The 20,936-nt window shown below is 72.1% G+C and carries 13 protein-coding genes; 5 read left to right on the plus strand and 8 right to left on the minus strand.

Going from position 1 to position 20,936, the window contains the following annotated elements; translation table 11 throughout:
- The first annotated feature begins 327 nt into the window (after nucleotides 1-327).
- The gene (locus HUV60_RS20700) at nucleotides 328-5,256 is read left to right on the plus strand and encodes an NAD-glutamate dehydrogenase (RefSeq protein WP_257848743.1); all 4,929 of its coding nucleotides are present in this window, start codon (nucleotides 328-330) and stop codon (nucleotides 5,254-5,256) included.
- A gap of 98 nt (nucleotides 5,257-5,354) precedes the next feature.
- Here HUV60_RS20700 and HUV60_RS20705 read toward each other — a convergent pair whose 3' ends face one another.
- Complete coding sequence (locus HUV60_RS20705) at nucleotides 5,355-6,224, minus strand: ABC transporter ATP-binding protein (protein ID WP_257848744.1); 870 nt, start codon at nucleotides 6,222-6,224, stop codon at nucleotides 5,355-5,357.
- Complete coding sequence (locus tag HUV60_RS20710) at nucleotides 6,217-7,143, minus strand: ABC transporter permease (protein WP_257848745.1); 927 nt, start codon at nucleotides 7,141-7,143, stop codon at nucleotides 6,217-6,219. Before HUV60_RS20710 ends, HUV60_RS20705 begins: the two co-directional genes overlap by 8 nt.
- A gap of 279 nt (nucleotides 7,144-7,422) precedes the next feature.
- Between HUV60_RS20710 and HUV60_RS20715 the strand changes: the two genes are divergently transcribed.
- Entirely contained in the window at nucleotides 7,423-8,061 is a 639-nt protein-coding gene (locus HUV60_RS20715) for a TetR/AcrR family transcriptional regulator (RefSeq protein ID WP_257848746.1), read from the plus strand.
- Between the two features lie 12 nt (nucleotides 8,062-8,073).
- Here HUV60_RS20715 and galE read toward each other — a convergent pair whose 3' ends face one another.
- On the minus strand, nucleotides 8,074-9,054 hold the full coding sequence (gene galE / locus HUV60_RS20720) for a UDP-glucose 4-epimerase GalE (protein WP_257848747.1): 981 nt from the start codon (nucleotides 9,052-9,054) through the stop codon (nucleotides 8,074-8,076).
- A 90-nt stretch (nucleotides 9,055-9,144) separates the two neighbouring features.
- Entirely contained in the window at nucleotides 9,145-9,651 is a 507-nt protein-coding gene (locus HUV60_RS20725; protein ID WP_257848748.1) for a MarR family winged helix-turn-helix transcriptional regulator, read from the minus strand.
- 134 nt (nucleotides 9,652-9,785) lie between these two features.
- Here HUV60_RS20725 and HUV60_RS20730 point away from each other — a divergent pair, with 134 nt between their 5' ends.
- Nucleotides 9,786-10,199, plus strand: a complete 414-nt coding sequence (locus HUV60_RS20730) for an organic hydroperoxide resistance protein (protein ID WP_257848749.1) — start codon at nucleotides 9,786-9,788, stop codon at nucleotides 10,197-10,199.
- A gap of 71 nt (nucleotides 10,200-10,270) precedes the next feature.
- On the opposite strand, the gene HUV60_RS20735 is transcribed toward HUV60_RS20730, so the two are convergent.
- From HUV60_RS20735 to HUV60_RS20745, 3 genes are read right to left on the minus strand one after another with little or no spacing between them, the layout of a single operon-like run.
- A complete protein-coding gene (locus HUV60_RS20735; protein ID WP_257848750.1) occupies nucleotides 10,271-11,185 on the minus strand; it encodes a carbohydrate ABC transporter permease in 915 nt (304 codons plus the stop codon).
- Nucleotides 11,182-12,528, minus strand: coding sequence for a carbohydrate ABC transporter permease (locus HUV60_RS20740; RefSeq protein WP_257848751.1), 1,347 nt, complete (start codon nucleotides 12,526-12,528; stop codon nucleotides 11,182-11,184). Before HUV60_RS20740 ends, HUV60_RS20735 begins: the two co-directional genes overlap by 4 nt.
- Before the next feature lie 7 nt (nucleotides 12,529-12,535).
- Nucleotides 12,536-13,843: an ABC transporter substrate-binding protein gene (locus HUV60_RS20745; RefSeq protein WP_443047364.1), complete on the minus strand. Its 1,308-nt coding sequence runs from the start codon at nucleotides 13,841-13,843 to the stop codon at nucleotides 12,536-12,538.
- Here HUV60_RS20745 and HUV60_RS20750 point away from each other — a divergent pair.
- Nucleotides 13,824-14,084 (plus strand): hypothetical protein, encoded by a 261-nt coding sequence (locus HUV60_RS20750; protein WP_257848753.1) that lies wholly within the window; start codon nucleotides 13,824-13,826, stop codon nucleotides 14,082-14,084. The genes HUV60_RS20745 and HUV60_RS20750 overlap by 20 nt on opposite strands.
- A 457-nt stretch (nucleotides 14,085-14,541) precedes the next feature.
- Here the strand turns inward: HUV60_RS20750 and HUV60_RS20755 are convergent, their stop codons facing one another.
- Nucleotides 14,542-18,621 carry an FHA domain-containing protein gene (locus HUV60_RS20755; protein WP_269441280.1) on the minus strand — a complete coding sequence of 1,360 codons (4,080 nt, stop codon included), beginning with the start codon at nucleotides 18,619-18,621 and terminating at the stop codon, nucleotides 14,542-14,544.
- A gap of 485 nt (nucleotides 18,622-19,106) precedes the next feature.
- Between HUV60_RS20755 and HUV60_RS20760 the strand changes: the two genes are divergently transcribed.
- Entirely contained in the window at nucleotides 19,107-20,807 is a 1,701-nt protein-coding gene (locus HUV60_RS20760; RefSeq protein WP_257848754.1) for a serine/threonine-protein kinase, read from the plus strand.
- Nucleotides 20,808-20,936 lie beyond the last annotated feature (129 nt).

Below are 20,936 nucleotides of genomic sequence, written 5' to 3' on the forward strand. Positions count from 1 at the left end.
TAGCTCGCGGGGGCCTTGTCGTCCCTGCTGTGCGCCCGGCGAGCACGGACGACATCCGTGGCCGGGCGGCGCTCGCTGGTTCTCGCGGGCGGGACGGGACCCGGAGGGTCTCCGGGACGTGCCGCATCCCCCGGGTTCAACCGTCGCCGAGAGCAGTGTCACACCCGTCGGGCGCGTCGAAATGGGCAGAGAGGCCCCCGCTCGTCTCGTCCTGCGGCATAGCGTCGGTACGGAGCGGACACCCCGCCACGTACCACCGCACCGCGGGGGCAGAGACCGTACTTCCTTCTACGTCACGCAACGGCGCGCGACAGGAGCCAGAGGACAATGCAGACCAAGCTGGACGAAGCAAAGGCCGAGCTGCTCGAAAAGGCTGCCCGGGTAGCTGAGAACAGCCCGGCCGGGGGGAAACTGCCGGCCGGGACGACGGACAAGGGCATGCCCGACCGGGACACCGTGCTCGCGTTCCTCCAGCGCTACTACCTGCACACCGCCCCGGAGGACCTTGTCGGCCGCGACCCGGTCGACGTCTTCGGAGCCGCCGTCTCCCACTTCCGGCTGGCCGAGAACCGTCCCCAGGGCACGGCCAGCGTCCGGGTCCACACCCCGACCGTCGAGGAGAACGGCTGGACGTGCAGCCACTCCGTCGTCGAGGTGGTCACGGACGACATGCCCTTCCTCGTGGACTCCGTCACCAACGAGCTGACCCGGCAGGGCCGCGGCATCCACGTCGTCATCCACCCGCAGGTGGTGGTGCGCCGCGACCTCACCGGCAAGCTGATCGAGGTGCGCGCCGAACCCGCCGGGGGCGGGCTGCCGCACGACGCCCATGTCGAGTCCTGGATCCACGTCGAGACCGACCGGGAGACCGACCGCGGGGACCTCAAACAGATCACCGTCGACCTGCTGCGCGTCCTGTCCGACGTCCGCGAGGCCGTCGAGGACTGGGGCAAGATGCGGCAGGCGGCGACCCTGCTGGCCGACGGCCTGCCGGACGAACCCGTCCCCGCCGACGTGCCGGGCGGGCAGGTGGAGGAGGCCCGGGAACTGCTGCGCTGGCTCGCCGACGACCACTTCACCTTCCTCGGCTACCGCGAGTACCAGCTGCGCGACGACGACTCGCTGGCCGCCGTCCCCGGCACCGGCCTCGGCATACTGCGCTCCGACCCGCACCATCTCACCGACGACGGCCACCCGGTCAGCCCGTCCTTCGAGCGGCTGCCCGCCGACGCCCGCGCCAAGGCGCGCGAGCACAAGCTGCTCGTCCTGACCAAGGCCAACAGCCGGGCCACCGTGCACCGGCCGTCCTACCTGGACTACATCGGCGTCAAGAAGTTCGACGCGGACGGCAACGTCGTCGGCGAGCGCCGCTTCCTCGGGTTGTTCTCCTCCGCCGCCTACACCGAGTCCGTCCGCCGGGTCCCGGTGATCCGCCGCAAGGTCGAGGAGGTCCTCGAACGCGCCGGCTTCTCGCCGCACAGCCACGACGGACGCGACCTGCTGCAGATCCTGGAGACCTACCCGCGCGACGAGCTCTTCCAGACCCCGACCGACGAGCTCCGGGCCATCGCCACCTCGGTGCTCTACCTCCAGGAGCGCCGACGCCTCAGGCTCTACCTGCGCCAGGACGAGTACGGGCGCTACTACTCCGCCCTCGTCTACCTCCCGCGCGACCGCTACACCACCGGTGTGCGGCTGAGGATCATCGACATCCTCAAGGAGGAGCTCGGCGGCATCAGTGTCGACTTCACCGCCTGGAACACCGAGTCGATCCTCTCCCGGCTGCACTTCGTGGTCCGCGTCCCGCAGGGCACCGAGCTGCCTCAGCTCTCCGACCACGACCGCGAGCGCATCGAGGCCCGGCTCGTCGAGGCCGCCCGCTCCTGGGCCGACGGCTTCGGCGAGGCCCTCACCGCCGAACTGGGCGAGGAGCGCGCCGCCGAACTGCTGCGCCGCTACTCGGGCGCCTTCGCCGAGGGGTACAAGGCCGACCACACCCCGCGCGGCGCCGTCGCCGACCTGGTACGGCTCGAACAGCTCGACGACGAGAAGAACTTCGAGTTCAGCCTGTACGAGCCGGTGGGCGCGTCCCCCGAGGAGCGCCGCTTCAAGATCTACCGCAAGGGTGAGGCCGTCTCCCTCTCCGCCGTGCTGCCCGTGCTCCAGCGGCTCGGCGTCGAGGTCGTCGACGAGCGGCCCTACGAGCTGCGCTGCTCCGACCGCAGCGTGGCCTGGATCTACGACTTCGGGCTGCGGCTGCCCAGGGCCCCCGGCGGCGCCGACTACCTCGGCGACGACGCCCGTGAGCGGTTCCAGGACGCCTTCGCGGCGACCTGGACCGGCAAGGCGGAGAACGACGGCTTCAACACCCTCGTGCTGAGCGCCGGGCTCACCTGGCGGCAGGCGACGGTGCTGCGCGCGTACGCCAAGTACCTGCGCCAGGCGGGTTCCACCTTCAGCCAGGACTACATGGAGGACACCCTCCGCAACAACGTCCACACCACCCGGCTGCTCGTCTCCCTCTTCGAGGCGCGGATGGCGCCGGAGCGGCAGGGCGCCGGGTTCGAGCTGGTGGACGCGCTGCTGGAGGAGCTCGACGCCGCCCTCGACCAGGTCGCCTCGCTCGACGAGGACCGCATCCTGCGCGCCTTCCTCACGGTGATCAAGGCGACGCTGCGCACCAACTTCTTCCAGGGGACGAACGGCGGTCACCCGCACGACTACGTCTCCATGAAGTTCGACCCGCAGGCCATGCCCGACCTGCCGGCGCCGCGTCCGGCGTTCGAGATCTGGGTGTACTCGCCGCGGGTCGAGGGCGTGCACCTGCGGTTCGGCAAGGTCGCCCGCGGAGGCCTGCGCTGGTCGGACCGCCGGGAGGACTTCCGCACCGAGATCCTGGGTCTGGTCAAGGCGCAGATGGTGAAGAACACCGTCATCGTGCCGGTCGGCGCGAAGGGCGGCTTCGTCGCCAAACAGCTGCCGGACCCGTCCGTGGACCGTGACGCCTGGATGGCCGAGGGTGTCGCCGCGTACAGGACGTTCATCTCGGCGCTGCTCGACATCACCGACAACATGGTGGCCGGCGAGGTCGTGCCCCCGGTGGACGTCGTCCGGCACGACGGGGACGACACCTATCTCGTCGTCGCGGCCGACAAGGGCACCGCCAGGTTCTCCGACACCGCCAACGAGGTCGCCGAGGCCTACGACTTCTGGCTCGGCGACGCCTTCGCCTCCGGCGGCAGCGCCGGATACGACCACAAGGGCATGGGCATCACGGCCCGTGGCGCCTGGGAGTCCGTCAAGCGCCACTTCCGGGAACTGGGCGTGGACACCCAGAGCCAGGACTTCACGGTCGTCGGCATCGGCGACATGTCCGGCGACGTCTTCGGCAACGGCATGCTGCTCAGCGAGCACATCCGGCTGGTCGCCGCCTTCGACCACCGGCACATCTTCATCGACCCCGCCCCGGACGCGGCCGCCTCGTACGCCGAGCGCCGCCGCCTGTTCGACCTGCCGCGCAGCTCCTGGGAGGACTACGACACCGGCCTGCTGTCGGCCGGCGGCGGCGTGTTCCCGCGCAGCGCCAAGTCCATCCCGGTCAACACGCAGATCCGCGAGGCCCTCGGCATCGAGTCCGGAGTCACCAAGATGACCCCGGCGGACCTGATGAAGGCCATCCTCAAGGCGCCGGTGGACCTGCTGTGGAACGGCGGCATCGGCACGTACGTCAAGGCGGCGAGCGAGTCCAGCGCCGACGTCGGCGACAAGGCCAACGATCCCATCCGCGTCGACGGCAAGGACCTGCGGGTCGACGTCGTCGGCGAGGGCGGCAACCTGGGCATGACCCAGCTCGGCCGGATCGAGTTCGCGCTGAACGGCGGCCGGATCAACACCGACGCCATCGACAACAGCGCCGGCGTGGACACCTCCGACCACGAGGTGAACATCAAGATCCTGCTCAACACCCTGGTCACGGACGGCGACATGACGGTCAAGCAGCGCAACAGGCTGCTCGCCTCGATGACCGACGAGGTCGGCGGGATGGTGCTGCGCGCCAACTACGCGCAGAACACCGCCATCGCCAACGCCCTGGCCCAGTCGAAGGACATGCTCCACGCCCAGCAGCGCTTCATGAAGCACCTGGTGCGCGAGGGCCACCTCGACCGGGCCCTGGAGTTCCTGCCCGCCGACCGCCAGATCCGCGAGCGGCTGAGCGCCGGGCAGGGCCTGACCGGTCCGGAGACGGCCGTGCTGATGGCGTACACGAAGATCACGGTCGCCGACGAACTGCTGCGCACCTCACTGCCCGACGACCCGTATCTCAAGGTGCTGCTGCACTCCTACTTCCCGGCCCCGCTGCGCGAGCAGTTCCCCGACCGGATCGACGCGCACCCGCTGCGCCGCGAGATCACCACGACCGTCCTGGTCAACGACACGGTCAACACGGGCGGTACGACGTATCTGCACCGGATGCGGGAGGAGACCGGTGCCTCGCTCGAGGAGATCGTCCGGGCCCAGACCGCGGCCCGCGCGATCTTCCGTGCCGCCACGGTGTGGGACGGGGTCGAGGCCCTCGACACGTCGGTCGCGGCGGACGTCCAGACCCGGATCAGGCTGCACTCGCGCCGGCTGGTGGAGCGCGGCACGCGCTGGCTGCTGAACAACCGGCCGCAGCCGCTGGAGCTCGAGGAGACGGTGACGTTCTTCGCCGAGCGCGTCGAGCTGGTCTGGTCGCAGCTGCCGAAGCTGCTGCGCGGCGCGGACCTGAAGTGGTTCCAGAAGATACACGACGAGCTGACGGGCGTCGGCGTCCCGTCGGAACTCGCCACCCGTGTGGCCGGGTTCTCCTCCGCGTTCGCGGCGATCGACATCGTCTCGGTGGCCGACCGCATGGGCAAGGATCCGCTGGACGTCGGCGAGGTGTACTACGACCTCGCCGACCGGCTGCGCATCACCCAGCTGATGGACAGGATCAGCGAGCTGCCCCGCGCCGACCGCTGGCAGTCCATGGCCCGCGCGGCGATCCGGGAGGACCTCTACGCGGCGCACTCGGCGCTCACGGCCGACGTGCTCGCGGCGGGCAACGGCACGGCGACACCGGAGCAGCGGTTCAAGGTGTGGGAGGCGAAGAACGAGGCCATCATCGGCCGGGCCCGCACCACCCTGGACGAGATCCAGAGCTCGGACACCTTCGACCTGGCGAACCTGTCGGTGGCGATGCGGACGATGCGGACGCTGCTGCGCTCGCACTCGTAAGGCAGCACGCGCCCGCCCGCCCACGGCTCACAGCCCGCGGGGGCGGCCCCGGACCATCGTGTCCGGGGCCGCCCCCGCGGCGTTGCGGTTGCCGGTGCTCAGGCGGGCTTTGAAACGGGCTGGGGGTCCGTCTCCGGCTTCGGCTTCGTCTTCGGCTTCGGGGCGGGCTTGCGGGCCTTGTCCGGGCCGCCGGTAAACTTCTCGTACTCCTTGAGGACCTCGTCCGTCGGGCCGTCCATGCGCAGTTCGCCGCGCTCCAGCCACAGCACGCGGTCGCAGGTGTCGCGGATGGACTTGTTGCTGTGGCTGACCAGGAACACCGTCCCGGCGTGCCGGCGCAGCTCGCGGATGCGGCCCTCGGAACGCTTCTGGAAGGACCGGTCGCCGGTGGCCAGCGCCTCGTCGACCAGGAGGACGTCGTGGTCCTTCGCGGCGGCGATGGAGAAGCGCAGCCGGGCGGCCATGCCGGAGGAGTAGGTGCGCATCGGCAGGGTGATGAAGTCGCCCTTCTCGTTGATGCCGGAGAAGTCGACGATCTCCTGGTAGCGCTCCCGGACCTGCTCGCGGGACATGCCCATCGCGAGCCCGCCCAGCATGACGTTGCGCTCGCCGGTGAGGTCGTTCATTAGGGCGGCGTTGACGCCGAGGAGGGAGGGCTGGCCGTCGGTGTAGATCCGGCCGTTCTCCACCGGGAGCAGTCCGGCGACGGCCTTGAGCAGGGTCGACTTGCCCGAGCCGTTGGTGCCGATGAGGCCGATGGCCTCGCCCCGGTAGGCGACGAAGGACACGTTGCGCACCGCGTGGACCTTGCGCACACCGGAGGCCTTCTCGGTCTTGCGGCGGCGCACGATGCGGTTGAGGGCGGCGGTGGCGCTGCCGCGTCCGGCGCCGGTGCCGTTGACCCGGTAGACGATGTCGACGCCGTCGGCGACGACGGTGGGGATCTTCTCGTCGGTGTTGTCAGCCACGGCCGTAGGTCTCCTCAGCCTTCCAGAAGTACACGAAACCGATCACCCCGGCCAGCAGTGCCCACCCCACCGCGAACGCCCACACGTGCGGCGGCAGGTACGAGGAGCCGTAACCGTCGATCAGCGCGAAGCGGACCAGGTCCATGTAGACCGCGGCCGGGTTCAGCTGCAGGACGTCGGCGAGCCAGTGGGGGACGTCCTTGTCGGCGAGCATCGCCGGGATGCTGAACATGACGCCCGAGGCGTACATCCAGGTGCGCAGCACGAACGGCATCAGCTGGGCCAGGTCCGGGGTCCTGCTGCCCAGGCGCGCGAAGACGAGTGCGAGGCCGGTGTTGAAGACGAACTGGAGCAGCAGCGCGGGGACGACCAGCAGCCAGGACAGTGCCGGCATGCTGCCGAACGCCATCACCACGACGACCAGGACGATCATCGCGTACAGCAGTTGCTGGAGCTGCTGCAGCGCGAAGGAGACGGGCAGGGAGGCCCGCGGGAAGTGCAGAGCCCGCACCAGGCCGAGGTTGCCGGAGATGGCACGCACCCCGGCGAGGACCGAGCTCTGCGTGAACGTGAACACGAACACGCCCGTCACCAGGAACGGGACGTAGACGTCGCTCGGGATGCCCCGGCGGGCGCCCAGCAGCAGGCCGAAGATGAAGAAGTACACGGCCGCGTTCAGCAGCGGCGTGGCCACCTGCCACAGCTGGCCGAGCTTGGCCTGGCTGTACTGCGCGGTCAGCTTCGCCCGGGAGAAGGCGAGGATGAAGTGCCGGCGTGCCCACAGTTCGCGGACGTAGGCGGGCAGGGTGGGGCGGGCGCCACTGACCGTGAGGCCGTGGCGGGCGGCGAGGGCGGGGAGGTCGTCCTCGGCGGCCGGGTGGACCGGTGCGGGAGGCGGTGTGTGGAGGACCTGACTCACATCCGCTGCTTTCGCTAGGGGGGGTTGGGGGAGACGGCGGGGTGGTGCGGTGCCGGGTTCCGCCCGGTGTTTCCCCGCGCGTCGTCGCGCGTTCACCTACGTCGGGACGGCACCGTATCGTCGCAACGTGAGCGTAGGCCGAACGTGCGTTGGAACGCAACCGTTTCGTCGTGACGGCCCAGGGTCGGCCGGGCCGATCCGAACCCGCTCCCGTGCCTGGCTGTGATGGATCGGTGTACGTGCCGTCGTCGGAACGGGTCCGTATCGTCGTCACGCCCTATGCTGGTCCGCATGACGACGAACGCCGAGGAGCCCCAGCCGCCTCCGCGCCGCAGGGCTCCCGCCGGGGCGGCCGTACTGCGCGAGGACGTGACGGAGGCGATCAGGGCGGCCGTCTTCGAGGAACTCGCGGCCGTCGGCTACGCGCGGATGTCCATCGAGGGCATCGCACGCCGCGCGGGCGTCGGCAAGACCGCCGTGTACCGCCGCTGGCGTTCCAAACTGCACCTGGTCCTGGACCTGGTCTCGGCGATCGCCGTACAGGGCCTTCCCGCGCCGGACACCGGCTCCCTGGAGGGTGACCTGCGGCTGCTGTACGAGGTCACCTCGCGCGCCCTGCGCCACCCCGTCGCCTCGCAGATCCTCCCCGACCTCCAGGCCGAGGCCGCCCGCAACCCCGACATCGCCGAGGCGCTGCAGAAGGCGCTGCGGGAGGGCCAGGACGGGGTCGCCAAGGGCGTCGTCGCGGCGGCGCAGGAGCGGGGCGAGATGCGCCCCGGCGTCGACCACGCCCTGGCCCTCGACCTGATCTCGGGCCCGCTGTACTGGCGCTCGGTGGTCATCCGCAACCCGAAACTCCCGAAGGGCCACCTGGCAGCACTGGCGAGGGCGACGACGGCGGCGCTCAGGGCGCTGTAGGGCAGGACGTGGTCAGGCCCCGTGGTGCAGGCGCTGCCAGCCCGACCAGGCCGAGGTGATCATGTCGTCGACGCTGTGGCGGGCCTTCCAGCCGAGTTCGGTGGCGGCGCGGTCGGACGAGGCGACGACGCTCGCCGGGTCGCCGGGGCGGCGGGGGGCGATCGTGGGCCGGAGGCCGTGGCCGGTGAGGGTGTTGATGCGGTCGATCATGTCCCGGACCGAGACGCCCTCGCCGCGGCCGACGTTGAGGATGAGGTCCCGGCCGGGTGCGGTGCGCAGCGCGCGTGCCGCCGCCACGTGCGCCTCGGCCAGGTCGACGACGTGGATGTAGTCGCGGACGCAGGTGCCGTCCGGGGTCGGATAGTCGTCGCCGAACACCTGCGGGGGCTCGTTCGCGGTCAGCTTCTCGAAGACCATGGGGACGAGGTTGTGGACGCCCGTGTCGGCGAGCTCCGGGCGCGCGGCGCCCGCCACGTTGAAGTAGCGCAGGCAGGCCGTGGACAGGCCTGCCGCCCGGCCCGTGGCGCGGACCAGCCACTCGCCGGCCAGCTTCGTCTCGCCGTAGGGGGACATCGGCAGGCAGGGGGTGTCCTCGGTGACCAGCCCGGCGCCGGAGGGCGGCGTGCCGTACACCGCCGCCGACGACGAGAACACGAAGGACGACGTCGCGTCGGCCGCCGTCACCGCCTCCAGCAGGACACGCAGGCCCTCGACGTTCTCCCGGTAGTAGTGCAGGGGATGTCCCACCGACTCGCCCACCTGCTTCTTCGCCGCCAGGTGCACGACGCCGGTGACCTCGTGGTCGGCGAGGGCGCGTGCCACCCGCTCGCCGTCCAGGACCGAGCCGACCACCAGCGGTATGCCGTCCGGCACGCGGTCGGGGATGCCGGTGGACAGGTCGTCGTACACCACCGCCCGTTCCCCCGCCTCGGTCATCACGCGTACGACGTGCGCCCCGATGTAACCGGCGCCGCCGGTGATCAACCAGGTCATGTGTGGCCGTCCCCTCGTCGTTGGCCCCGGGGCGGTGCGGTGGGTGGTCGGTCTCCACCGTGCGTCCGGCCCCCGCCGTACGTCAGGATCCTAGGCGCCGTTCGCCGCCGCCGTGTCCAGTGCGGTGGTGAGCCGGTCCAGACGGGCCCTCAGATCCTCGATCTCGTCGAACCCGGAGCCGGTCGCGGTGGCGATCCGGCGCGGGACGTCGAGGGCACGCTCGCGCAGCGCGACACCCTTCTCGGTGGGCCGCACCTCCACCGAGCGCTCGTCGCGCGCGCTACGCTCCCTGTGGACCAGGCCCGCCGCCTCCAGTCGCTTGAGCAGCGGGGACAGCGTGCCGGAGTCGAGCCGCAGGTGCTCGCCGAGCGTCTTGACGGGCAGCGTGCCGTGCTCCCAGAGGACCAGCATCACCAGGTACTGCGGGTAGGTGAGGCCGAGGTCCTTGAGGACCACGCGGTACACGCCGTTGAAGGCGCGGGAGGCGGACTGCAGGGAGAAGCAGATCTGCTGGTCGAGGCGGAGCCAGTCGCCGGCGGGCCCGGGTGGCCGGGCGGTCGACTCCGGGGCCGGTCCGGGGTTCGGGGTCGGTGTCATGACTCCAGGGTAACTCTTTCGAGCCATTTAGTTGTGCGCAATTTAGTTGTGTGCTTTGCTTGGGATCGTGTGGAGGCCGGGACCACCGACGGACCGGCCGCCGCACGACCACCACTCGAGAGGGAAGGGTTCCCATGGACGCGCTCTACACCGCTGTCGCCACCGCCACCCACGGCCGCGACGGCCGCGCCGTCACCTCCGACGGCAAGCTGGACCTCGGCCTCAGCGCCCCCGTGGAGCTGGGCGGCAACGGCGAGGGCACCAACCCGGAGCAGCTGTTCGCCGCCGGTTACGCGGCCTGCTTCGGCAGCGCCCTCGGCCTGGTCGGCCGGGCCGCCAAGGTGGACGTCAGCGAGGCCGCGGTGACCGCCGAGGTCGGCATCGGCAAGCACGGCGAGGGCTTCGCGCTCGCCGTGACGCTGCGCGTCGAACTGCCCGACGCCGTGGACCAGGAGACCGGACGCAAGCTGGTCGAGCAGGCCCACCAGGTCTGCCCCTACTCCAACGCCACCCGCGGCAACATCCCGGTCGAGCTCGTCATCGAGTAGTCCACGGCACCGCTCCCGGCCCCGCTTCGGGCCCCGGCGCGTACGACGCGTCCGGGCCCCTGCGCGGTACGTCACTTCACCGCGCCCGCCATCACGCCGGAGACGAACTGCCGCTGGAAGGCGAAGAACACGGCCAGCGGGATCACCATCGAGATGAACGCGCCCGGCGCCAGCACGTCGATGTTGTTGCCGAACTGCCGTACCTGCGTCTGCAGCGCGACTGTGATCGGCTGGCTCCCGGAGTCCGTGAAGATCAGCGCGATCAGCATGTCGTTCCACACCCACAGGAACTGGAAGATGCCCAGCGAGGCGATCGCCGGTCCGCCCAGCGGCATCACCACCCGTGCGAACAGGCGCAGTTCACCGGCTCCGTCCAGCCGGGCCGCCTCCAGCAACTCCTTCGGGATCTCCGCGAAGAAGTTGCGCAGCAGGAACACCGCGAACGGCAGACCGAAGCCGACGTGGAACAGGATCACGCCGGCGATCGAGCCGAAGACACCGATGGCGCCGAAGAGTTCGGCGATCGGGATCAACGCCACCTGCACCGGCACCACCAACAGCCCCACCACGCCCAGGAACCACCAGTCCCGGCCCGGGAACTCCATCCAGGCGAAGGCGTATCCGGCCAGCGAGCCGATCACCACCACCAGCACCGTCGCCGGGACGGTGATGTACACCGTGTTCACCAGGGAGCCGGTGATGTCGTCGTTCTCCAGCAGGGTCTCGTAAGCGCCGAAGGTGAGCTGCGACGGCTCGGTGAACACCGTCCACCAGCCGTCGGCGGCCATGTCCCGCGGGGTGCGCAGACTGGCCAGCAGCAGACCGATCGTCGGGACCAGCCAGAACAGGCCGACGACGATCAGGAAGACGCGGACCAGTCCGCCGCTCACCCACTCGCCGAGCCTCGAACCCAGTGACCGCTCGGCCTTGACGGCGCCGACAGGCGGCGGGGCCGCCCCGGTCACCCTGCCGGCGTCCGCGCTCATCGCCGTACCTCCCGCCTCAGCCGCCGCACGTTGAACCACATCACCGGGATCACCAGAAGCAGCAGGAACACCGCGATCGCGCTGGCGATGCCCGGCTGGTCCTCGGAGAAGCCCTTGCGGTACAGCTCCAGCGCGAGAACGTTCGCGTCGTCCTGGGAGGAGCCGGGCGCGATGATGAACACCAGGTCGAACACCTTGAGCACATTGATCATCAGAGTGACGGTGACCACCGCGAGCACCGGCGCCAGCATCGGCACCGTGATCCGCCGGAACACCTGCCACTCGTTGGCGCCGTCGACCCGCGCGGCCTCCAGCAGTTCCCGCGGCATGCCCGCGAGCCCGGCCGCGATCAGCACCATCGCGAAGCCCGCCCACATCCAGATGTACGAGCCGATGACGGCCGGTGTGACCAGCGACGGGCCCAGCCAGTCCAGGCCGTTGTACGGCTCCTGGAAGTTGCTCGCCGGCAGCCGGAGCTGTGCGCCGTCCGCCTTCGCCGACAGGGAGAACGTGCCGTCGGCGCCCGCCGTGGCCGTCTCCACCACCGTGCCGTCCCTGACCGCCTCGATTCTCATGCCGGGATAGCCCAGCTCGTCCGCGTCGACACCGTTCAGCGTGCCGACGCCCTTGCCGCGGGTGAAGTCCTGCCAGGTCGTGCCGGTGATCCGGTCCGCCTCCGGCTTCGGCGCCGCCGCCCGCTCGGCGTCGTCGGGGATCAGGTCCGGGGCGACACCGACCAGCGGCAGCGTGACGGTCTCACCGACGTTCACCGTTGCCCTGGTGACGAAGGCGCCGCCGCCGGCCGCCTCCAGCGGCGACTCACGGCCGGGGTGGGCCTTCGGATACGCCGACGACTGGGCGAAGGTGTCGTGCACGCCCACCCACACCGCGTTCGCCACGCCCTTGTCCGGGTCCTGGTCGTACACCAGACGGAAGATGATGCCCGCGGCCAGCATCGAGATCGCCATCGGCATGAAGACGACCAGCTTGAACGCCGTTCCCCAGCGGATCCGTTCGGTCAGCACCGCGAAGATCAGGCCGAGCGCGGTGGCGACCGTCGGCGCGAACACCACCCAGACGACGTTGTTCTTCAGGGCGGTGCGGATGCCGTCGTCGGTGAACAGGGCCCGGTAGTTGTCGAATCCGGCGAATCCGTCGCCGGACTGGTCGTAGAAGCTGCGGACGACGGAGTACCCGATCGGGTAGACCACGAGCGCACCGAGCAGCAGCAGCGCGGGCAGCAGGAACAGCGCCGCCACGGTTGTGCGGGTGCCGGTGACGCTCCTGCGCGGCTGGGGAGCAGCAGGGGCCCCGGAGGGCCCCGCCGCCGTGTCCGACGCCATCGCCGGCTCAGTTCCCGTACGCCGCGGCCGCGTCGGCCTCCAGCTGCCGCTGGGCGCCCGCGATGTCCTTCGGGTTCTTCAGGAAGTCCTGGAGCGCCTTCCACTCGCCCTTGCCGGGAGTGCCGCCGAAGGCCTGCGGGGCCTGGTCGGACATGTCGAAACGGAAGTCGTCCCCGGCGTCGACGAGCGCCTGGGCCATCTTCCGCTGCACCTCGTTCGGATACGCCGAGTTCGGCACGTTCCTGTTCGGCGAGAGGTAGCCGCCCAGCTTCGCCTGGATACCGGCGGCGTCCGGGGAGGCGAGAAACGTCGCCAGCGCCTGCGCCGCCTTCGAGTCCTCGAGGATCACGGCCGCGTCGCCGCCGGACACCACGGGCGGGCTGTCACCGACCGAGGGGAACGGGAACACCTTCGCGTCCGTGCCGACCCGGGCCTCGGTCTCGCCGATGTTCACCTGGACGAAGTCGCCCTCGTAGACCATGCCCGCCTTGGGCTGGTCGCCACCGGTGAAGGTCTGCGTCACGGAGGCCGGGAACTCGGTCTGCAGCGCGCCGTCCGGGCCGCCCGCGAGGTAGTCCGGCTTGCCCCAGATCTCCGCCAGCGTGGTCAGCGCGTCCTTCACGGACGGGTCCGTCCACTTGATCTCGTGCGCGGCGAGCTGGTCGTACTTCTCCGGGCCCGCCTGGGAGAGGTAGACGTTCTCGAACCAGTCGGTGAGCGTCCAGCCGTCGGCGCCGCCGACCGAGAACGGGGTGACACCGGAGTCGTAGACGGTCTGCGCCGTGGTGAGCAGGTCCTGCCAGGTCGTCGGCTCGCTCGCGCCCGCGTTCTCGAAGACCTGGGCGTTGTACCAGATCAGCGACTTGTTGGCGGCCTTGTAGTAGACGCCGTACGGCGTGCCGTCGACCGAACCGATGTCCTGCCAGCCCTGCGAGTAGTTCTTCTTGAGCTCCGCCCGCGCCTCGGCGCCCAGCGGCTTGGCCCAGCCCTTCTCCACGGCCTGCTTGACGGCGCCCGGCTGCGGCAGCAGCGCCACGTCGGGCGGGGCGCCACCCGCGATCTTCGAACCCAGGAAGTTGACGATGGGGTCCTGGGCGGGAACGAACGTCACCTTCGCGCCGGTGCGCTGCTCGAACTCCGCGAGAACCTTCTTGAAGTTGTCCTGTTCGGTGCCGGTCCACACGGCGGCGACCTCGAGGCTCCGGCCGTCGAGCCGGGGGAGGGTGACGGTGGAGGCGGTCCCGTCGGTGCCGCCGCCCGACTCCTCGCTGCCGTCGTCGTCGCCCCCGCACGCGGTGAGCGAGACCGCGAGCACGCCCGCGACCACTGCCGCCGCCGCCCTGACGGCCCTGCGGGTGCGGGGAGTTGCCGTTGCCGTGGGTGTGCCGGACGACCTGCGTGCCCGGATGATCCTGCTCGTCCTGCGCATCACTGCCCCGTTCTTCGTACCTCGTCGAACGTCGAGCGCTGTCCCGTGCGCTCTGGTGTACGCCCGGGAGGTCGTGGGCGGCAAGAGCGCGTCTCGTGTCAAGTCCGAGATCGTGACCGCGTCGTGACTCTCCGGGGTGGAGGAGTCCCGGCCGGACCCGTCGAGGCAGGCTGTACGACCTCAAGGGCCATGGGAAACAGAGGCGTTGCGGGTGTTATGGAGTTCTGCGGGTGGGGCTGGTGGGAGGGCTGTACGGCCGGGAAGCCGGGCGTACAGTTCCCCGGGAGGACTCTGTTGCTCCATTGCGGAGAGTGACGCCGGCCCGTCGACGGGGCGCAGGGAACGGGCCTCGCGAGGAAGCGGTCCGGCCCCGGCCGGCCCCTCCCGGACGCGGTGCGTGACCCTCCCCCGAATTGAGCAGCAGAGTCCGGGAGGACTCTGCTGCTCAATTCGGCGAGCGATCACGTGCCATGCTTTCAGGGCTCGGCCGCGCCCGGCCTGCCTGCATCTGCGACGCGCTCTGAAGGCCGTATCGGCACGGCGTCATCACGCCGGGTAATTGCGCAGCAGAGTCCGGGAGCGGGTCAAAGCAGCGACGGCACCTCGGTGGCCGCGACCTCGCGGGCCGCGCGTTCCAGCGCGCTGGCGAGCAGTGCCAGGTCGGTCGGGCCGTTGCCGAGTTCCCTGACCGGGCGGCGGGCCGGCGGATCACCCATGCGGTGCCACTCCAGCGGCACGACCGTGGGCCGCAGCGTCGCCGTGCGCGGGATACGCCCGGTCACCCGCCCGCCCTGGAACACGGTGACCCGGCCGTCCACGTGGGCCAGACGCCCCCGGCCCGGCGCCGGTCCGTCCCCGCTCTCCGGGTTCGGCTCGAACGAGGAGGCGGCCCCGCGGCCCGGCGCGGGCGCGTCGAGCGTCACGCGCAGGGCCGCGCGGCGCACCGGCTCGGTCTCCGCCGTACGGGCGCAGGGACCGGTGGCCGACACCAGGTGCACGCCCAGCCGCTCACCCTCCCGCGCCACCGCATCCAGCGCCCGCAGCACCGACCCGGCGGCCGGCCGCCCCGGTGAACCGAGCGCGGGGGAGACCAGCGCGTCCAGGTCGTCCACGACCACGATCAGCCGGGGCAGCGGCGGCGGGGTCCCGGCCCGGCGCCGGGCGGCGCCGGGCCGCAGCCGCAGCGTGGAGCCGGGCGGGGAGTCCAGGTCCCCAGGGTGCTCGCCGCCGGCGGTCGTGGGGGCGCGGGGCGCGGCCGTGCCCTGGGCGACCATATGGTCCGCCAGTTCGCGCCCGGTGTGCCACTCCACGAAGTCCGACCGGCCGAGCAGTTCGGCACGCCGCTTCAGCTCGGCGCTCAGCGACTGGGCGAACTCCCGCATTCGCACCGGATCGTTGGCGCTGAGATGCGTGGTGACGTGCGGTACGTCCGTACACACGCGCAGTCCGTCGCCCTGCCCGCCGCCGTGCCCGCTGTTCTGCCCGCCACCCTGTCTGCCGCCCGTGGTGCCGGCGCGGCCGTCCACCAGCACGATGCCCAGCCGGTCCGGCCGTTCGGCGGCGGCCAGGGAGGCGACGACGGCCCGGAGCAGTTCCGTACGGCCGCTGCCGGGCGGGCCCTCCACCAGCAGATGCGGTCCGTCGGACACGAGGTCGGCGGACACCGGGCCGCGCGGTCCGGCGCCCAGCACCGCGCACACCCGGCCGCCGAGCCGCTCCTTGTCGTCGGCCGAGTCCGCCCAACGGGCCATCAACGAGGCCGGGGTGGCGCGGGCCAGCCCTAACTCGTCCAGCAGCCGAGCCGACTGGGGCAGCGGCGCCGACACGCGCGTGTGCCGTGTACCGGGGACGCCCGCCGCCGTGCGCAAAGGTGCCAGGGCCCGCGCGAACCGCTCGGCCCACGCGGGGGAGACCGCGTCGACCGTGGCCACCGTGCCGTGGCCGACCGGGCCCGGCGCAGTCCCCGAGCCGGTGACGGCCACCCGCAGCAGCCGCAGGGTGGTCGCCACGTCCCCGCTGAGCAGGGCGACGGCACCGCACTCCCGGAACGCGGGCGTCACCGCGCAGGCCGCCTCATATGTCTTCGTCACCGGGGAGGAGGCCGAGGCGGCGGCCGTCCCGGCGAGACACACCAGGTGGATTCCGGCCCGGGGCCCCTCCACCGCCAGCCGTGCCATCGCGGCGCGCACCTCGGGGTCCCCGGGGTCACCGTCCACGACGACCACGGTGTACGGCCCGGCGAAGCCGCCCGCCGCACCGTCACCGGCGCCGACGCTGTCGTCCCGGGTCCGGGAGGCGAGCCGGGGGGCGCCCCGGTCGGGCCCGGAAGCCCGGGGCTGCTCGGGGATGAGGAGGGCGGACGAGGTGGAGGGGGCGGACGGGGAGGCCGGGGCGGGGGAGGTGCGAGCCGCGTGGTCGTGGTCCTCCAGACGGCGCAGCAGTTCCTCCGCGCGGGCCGCCGCCTGTTCACGGTCGTGGGCGAGAAGCAGCCGGCAGTTCTGCCCGTGCCCCGGCCGCACGTGCGGCAGCCAGCCCAGCCAGGCCCATTCCGCGGTGCGCTCCTCCAGGGTGCGGGAGCGGTCGGCGGTGATCAGGACGATCTCGAGCGCGTCGGGGGAGTGCAGCGCGGCGAGCTGGGCCAGTACCGCGCGGGCCAGTCCGGTGAGCCGCTCGCGCGGACCGGCCAGGCCCAGCGAGCCCACCTCGCGCAGCCCCGACGTCACCGGTACGGCGGGCAGCAGGCCCGAGCCGCCGGGCACCGCCCGGTCGGCCGTGCCGAGGCGTATCGCGAGCGCCTCCGGGTGGCCGGGCCCGCGCTCCCACAGGCGGGGGCCGGGGCCCAGGGCGGTCAGCAGCAGGGCGGCGGGATCGGGCCAGGTCTCGGGCTGTCCGGCTGCGGCGACGGCCGGCTCGGCGGGGAGGGCACCGCCCGCGTCCTCGCCGTACGGGTCCGGTCCGGTGTTCTCCGGCTCCGGCCGCCCCCCGGCCAGCCGGCGTGCCCACGCCGAGAGCCCGCCGCGCCGGCGTCCGCGGGAGGGCTGCGGCGCGAGGTCGGCGTCGGACGGATCGGTGCCGCGTACCTGCGTGTCCTGGTGGCCGTCGGCGGGCCGGTCCCCGGGAGAGACGGACCGGGCGGCGAGCCCGCCGTCGGCACCGGACCCGGCGGGCGCGCCGGTACCGCCCGCGTGGGTGCCGGTCTCCGCCCCGTACGCCTGGCCGGACCCGCCGCCGGCCGGCCTCGGCTGCGAGACCCGGCGCCCCTTGGGGACCTGCGGCACGTCGCCCCGGGAAGCCACGTGGACCGTACGCCTGCCACTTCCGCTGTTGCGACCGGTTCCGGTGTCGGTCTCGGAACCGAGACCGACACCCGAGCTTGAGCCCGTGCCCGAACGGGAGCCGGGGCCGTAGCCCGAATCCGAGCCGTAGGCCGAATCCGAACTGAAGCCGGAGCTTGAACCTGGATCCGTGTCCGAAAGGGAGCCGGAACCCGAACGGGAGCCGGGGCCGTAGCCCGAATCCGAGCCGTAGGCCGAATCCGAACTGAAGCCGGAGCTTGAACCTGGATCCGTGTCCGAAGGGGAGCCGGAACCCGAACGGGAGCCGGGGCCGTAGCCCGAATCCGAGCCGTAGGCCGAATCCGAACTGAAGCCGGAGCTTGAACCTGGATCCGTGTCCGAAGGGGAGCCGGAAGTGGTGCCGTAGCCCGAGCCCGAGCCCGAGCCCGAGCCCGAGCCCGAGCCCGAGCCCGAGCCCGAGCCCGAGCCCGAGCCCGAGCCCGAACCCGAACCCGAACCCGAACCCGAGCCCGAGCCCGAGCCGTAGGCCGAACCCGGACCGCCCGTCCCGCGGTTCTCGGCCCCCAGGGCGCCGCCCTGGCCGAATACCGGCGGGGTCTCCTCTGTGGTCCGGGCCGGCCCGGAACCGTGGGCGTGGTGCGTCGGGCCGTCCGGCGGGCGCACGGCCGCCGACTCCGCCCCCGAGGGCGGCTTGGCGGACGGCCCTGTGGGCGGCTCCGGCACGCGGACATGCCCCTCGCCGTCCGGCGTCGTCCATGCCCGCGCCCCCGGCCCCGCGGCCGGGGTGAGCCGTAGGGCCGACTCACCGATCCGCAGCAGCGTGCCCGGTGCCAGACCGACCGGGCGGGAGCCCACCCGCCGGCCGTCCAGGGTCGTGCCGTTGGTGGAGCCGAGGTCGGCGACCGAGACCCTGCCGTCCGGGCCGACCGTCACCGCGCAGTGCAGCCGGGAGACGTCCGGGTCGTCGAGCGGCACATCGGCGTCGGCCGAGCGGCCGATGCGGATCTCGCCGCCGTGCAGCAGATGGACGCCGCCCGCGTCGGGACCGGCGACGACATGGAGCCTGGTCGGGGCATCGTCCAGCTCGGGATGCGGCTCGGGCTCGCCCGGGGCGCCCACGGCCAGCACCGCGCCGTCGATCAGGGGAGGCTCGCCGAGCGTGCAGCGCTGGGCGTCCAGCCGCTGGTCACCGGCGTACAGCACCGGGGCGCCGGAGGAACCGGAGGAGCTGTCGCCGCCGGAGACCGCGGAGACCAGAGCGGTGGCCACCGCCGCCAGGGCCGTACCGGCGGGGGCGGTGACGAGCACATGGCCCCGCGCGGGGGAGGGCGGGCCCAGCGGATCTACCACGGTCAGCCGGATCTGCATCGCCGTGAGCGGTCCCTTCTGCGCGAGCGCCCGCGGTACGGAGGACGGAACCACCCCGCGGTCCCCCACCGCGGATTTCCCCCACCACCACACGCGCACGTACGGCCAGTACTCCCCGCATCCTCGCACCTGTCACCGACAATGCGCCCGCCTTCCCGCATCAAATGATCTTGATTGGTCGGCTCTGCCCTCAAAAGTGCCTGACCAATGCGTCGTGAATGATCGTTCCATCGCCACTTGAGACCGGTCACCTCCGGCCATTGGCAACCGAGGGACCGGGGCGAGCGTCTTTCTCCACACGTGTCCCCCGCCCCTGGGCGGGCCCGCACGGGGCCCGCCCAGGGGCGGGGGAAGGAACAGGGAAGGAAGTCGTCGACGGTGTCAGGCCGGTGTCCCGTGCTGCGGCATTACAGTGGGGCGGAACATTTCCGAGCACGACGCATCACGGTGTACGCCAGCCAAGCAAGCAGCAGGGAGCACATGACGTGCGGCCGGTAGGCAGCAAGTACCTGCTCGAGGAGCCGATCGGACGCGGCGCCACGGGCACCGTCTGGCGAGCCCGCCAGCGGGAGACCGCGGGGGCCGAGGCGGCAGTGCCCGGTCAGCCGGGAGAGACCGTCGCGATCAAGGTCCTCAAGGAGGAGCTTGCGAACGACGCGGACGTCGTGATGCGTTTCCTGAGGGAACGCGCCGTCCTGCTCAGACTGACCCACCCCAACATCGTCCGGGTCCGCGACCTGGTCGTCGAGGGTGATCTGCTGGCGCTGGTCATGGACCTCGTCGAGGGCCCTGACCTGCACCGTTACCTGCGCGAGAACGGCCCCTTCACGCCCGTCGCCGCCGCTCTCACGACCGCCCAGATCGCCGACGCCCTCGCCGCCAGCCACGCCGACGGCGTGGTGCACCGCGACCTGAAGCCCGCCAACGTGCTGCTCAAGCAGGGGGGTGGCGAGCTGCACCCGATGCTGACCGACTTCGGCATCGCCCGGCTGGCCGACTCCCCGGGGCTGACCCGCACCCACGAGTTCGTCGGCACGCCCGCGTACATCGCGCCGGAGTCCGCCGAGGGCCGCCCGCAGACCTCCGCCGTCGACATCTACGGCGCCGGCATCCTGCTGTACGAGTTGGTGACCGGCCACCCGCCGTTCTCCGGCGGCTCCGCCCTCGAGGTGCTGCACCAGCACCTGAGCGCCGAACCGCGCCGTCCCTCCACGGTTCCGGACCCGCTCTGGACGGTCATGGAGCGCTGCCTCAGCAAGAACCCCGAGCGGCGGCCCAGCGCCGAGAACCTCGCGCGCGGCCTGCGGGTCGTCGCCGACGGCATCGGCGTGCACGTGAACTCCGCGCAGATCTCCGCCGCCGAGAACGTCGGCGTGCTCCTCATGCCCGACCCGGCGCCCGCCTCCGTGCCCGGTACCCCCGGCGCGCCCGGCTCCGCCGACCCGACGCAGGTGCTGCCGCACACCCAGGGCGCGTACGACCCCAACGGCGCGACCAGCGTCCTGCCGCAGACCGGCCCCAACGCCGGAGCGGGCGCGGGCGGTTCCTCCGGCTCCGCCGACCCGACCGCCGTCATGCCCCCGGTACCGCCCGGTCCGCCCGGCCAGGACGGCCAGGGACGGCCCGGCCCCGACGACCCGCATCCCTGGCAGAACCAGATGCGCGCGGCCCGCGACCGCAACGATCAGACCCAGGTCCAGTACGTCGACCCGGGTGAGGACCCGCTGCGCCGCCGCCCCCAGCGGCAGGTCGCCCGGCCGCAGCAGCAGCCGCAACAGCCGCCGCAGCGCCGCCCGCGGCCCGGCCCCGACTACGGCCGGCCGCAGCCGTACCGGCAGGCACCGCAGCCTCAGCAGTACGCCCCGCCCCCGCAGCCGCGACCCCAGCGGTCGCGACAGCCGGAGCCGCAGCGGTACACCCCGCCGCCGGAGCCGCGGCGCTCCGCGCGTGAGCCCCGGCAGCGCGGTGCGAACCCGATGCGCATCCCCGGTCTCGGCTGCCTGAAGGGCTGCCTGTTCACGATCGTCATCCTGGTCGTCGCGAGCTGGCTGATCTGGGAGCTGAGCCCGCTGCAGGACTGGATCGGCAGCGGCAAGAGCTACTGGGACCAGCTCACCGACTGGTTCGGCAACACGGTGGACTGGTTCCAGGACCTGGGCGGTTCCGGGGCCGACCCGTCGCAGTAGTCCGGCGCTGACGACGGCCGGGGCGCGTCCGGCCGGTTTGCCGATTTGTCGACACCCGGTGGGTGATTTGCGGATCCCCGGTGAAGGTTGGTTTCCGGGGCGCGTAGCTTTGGCGGCAACACGCGTCGG

Source organism: Streptomyces sp. KMM 9044 (assembly GCF_024701375.2).
Taxonomy (GTDB): domain Bacteria; phylum Actinomycetota; class Actinomycetes; order Streptomycetales; family Streptomycetaceae; genus Streptomyces.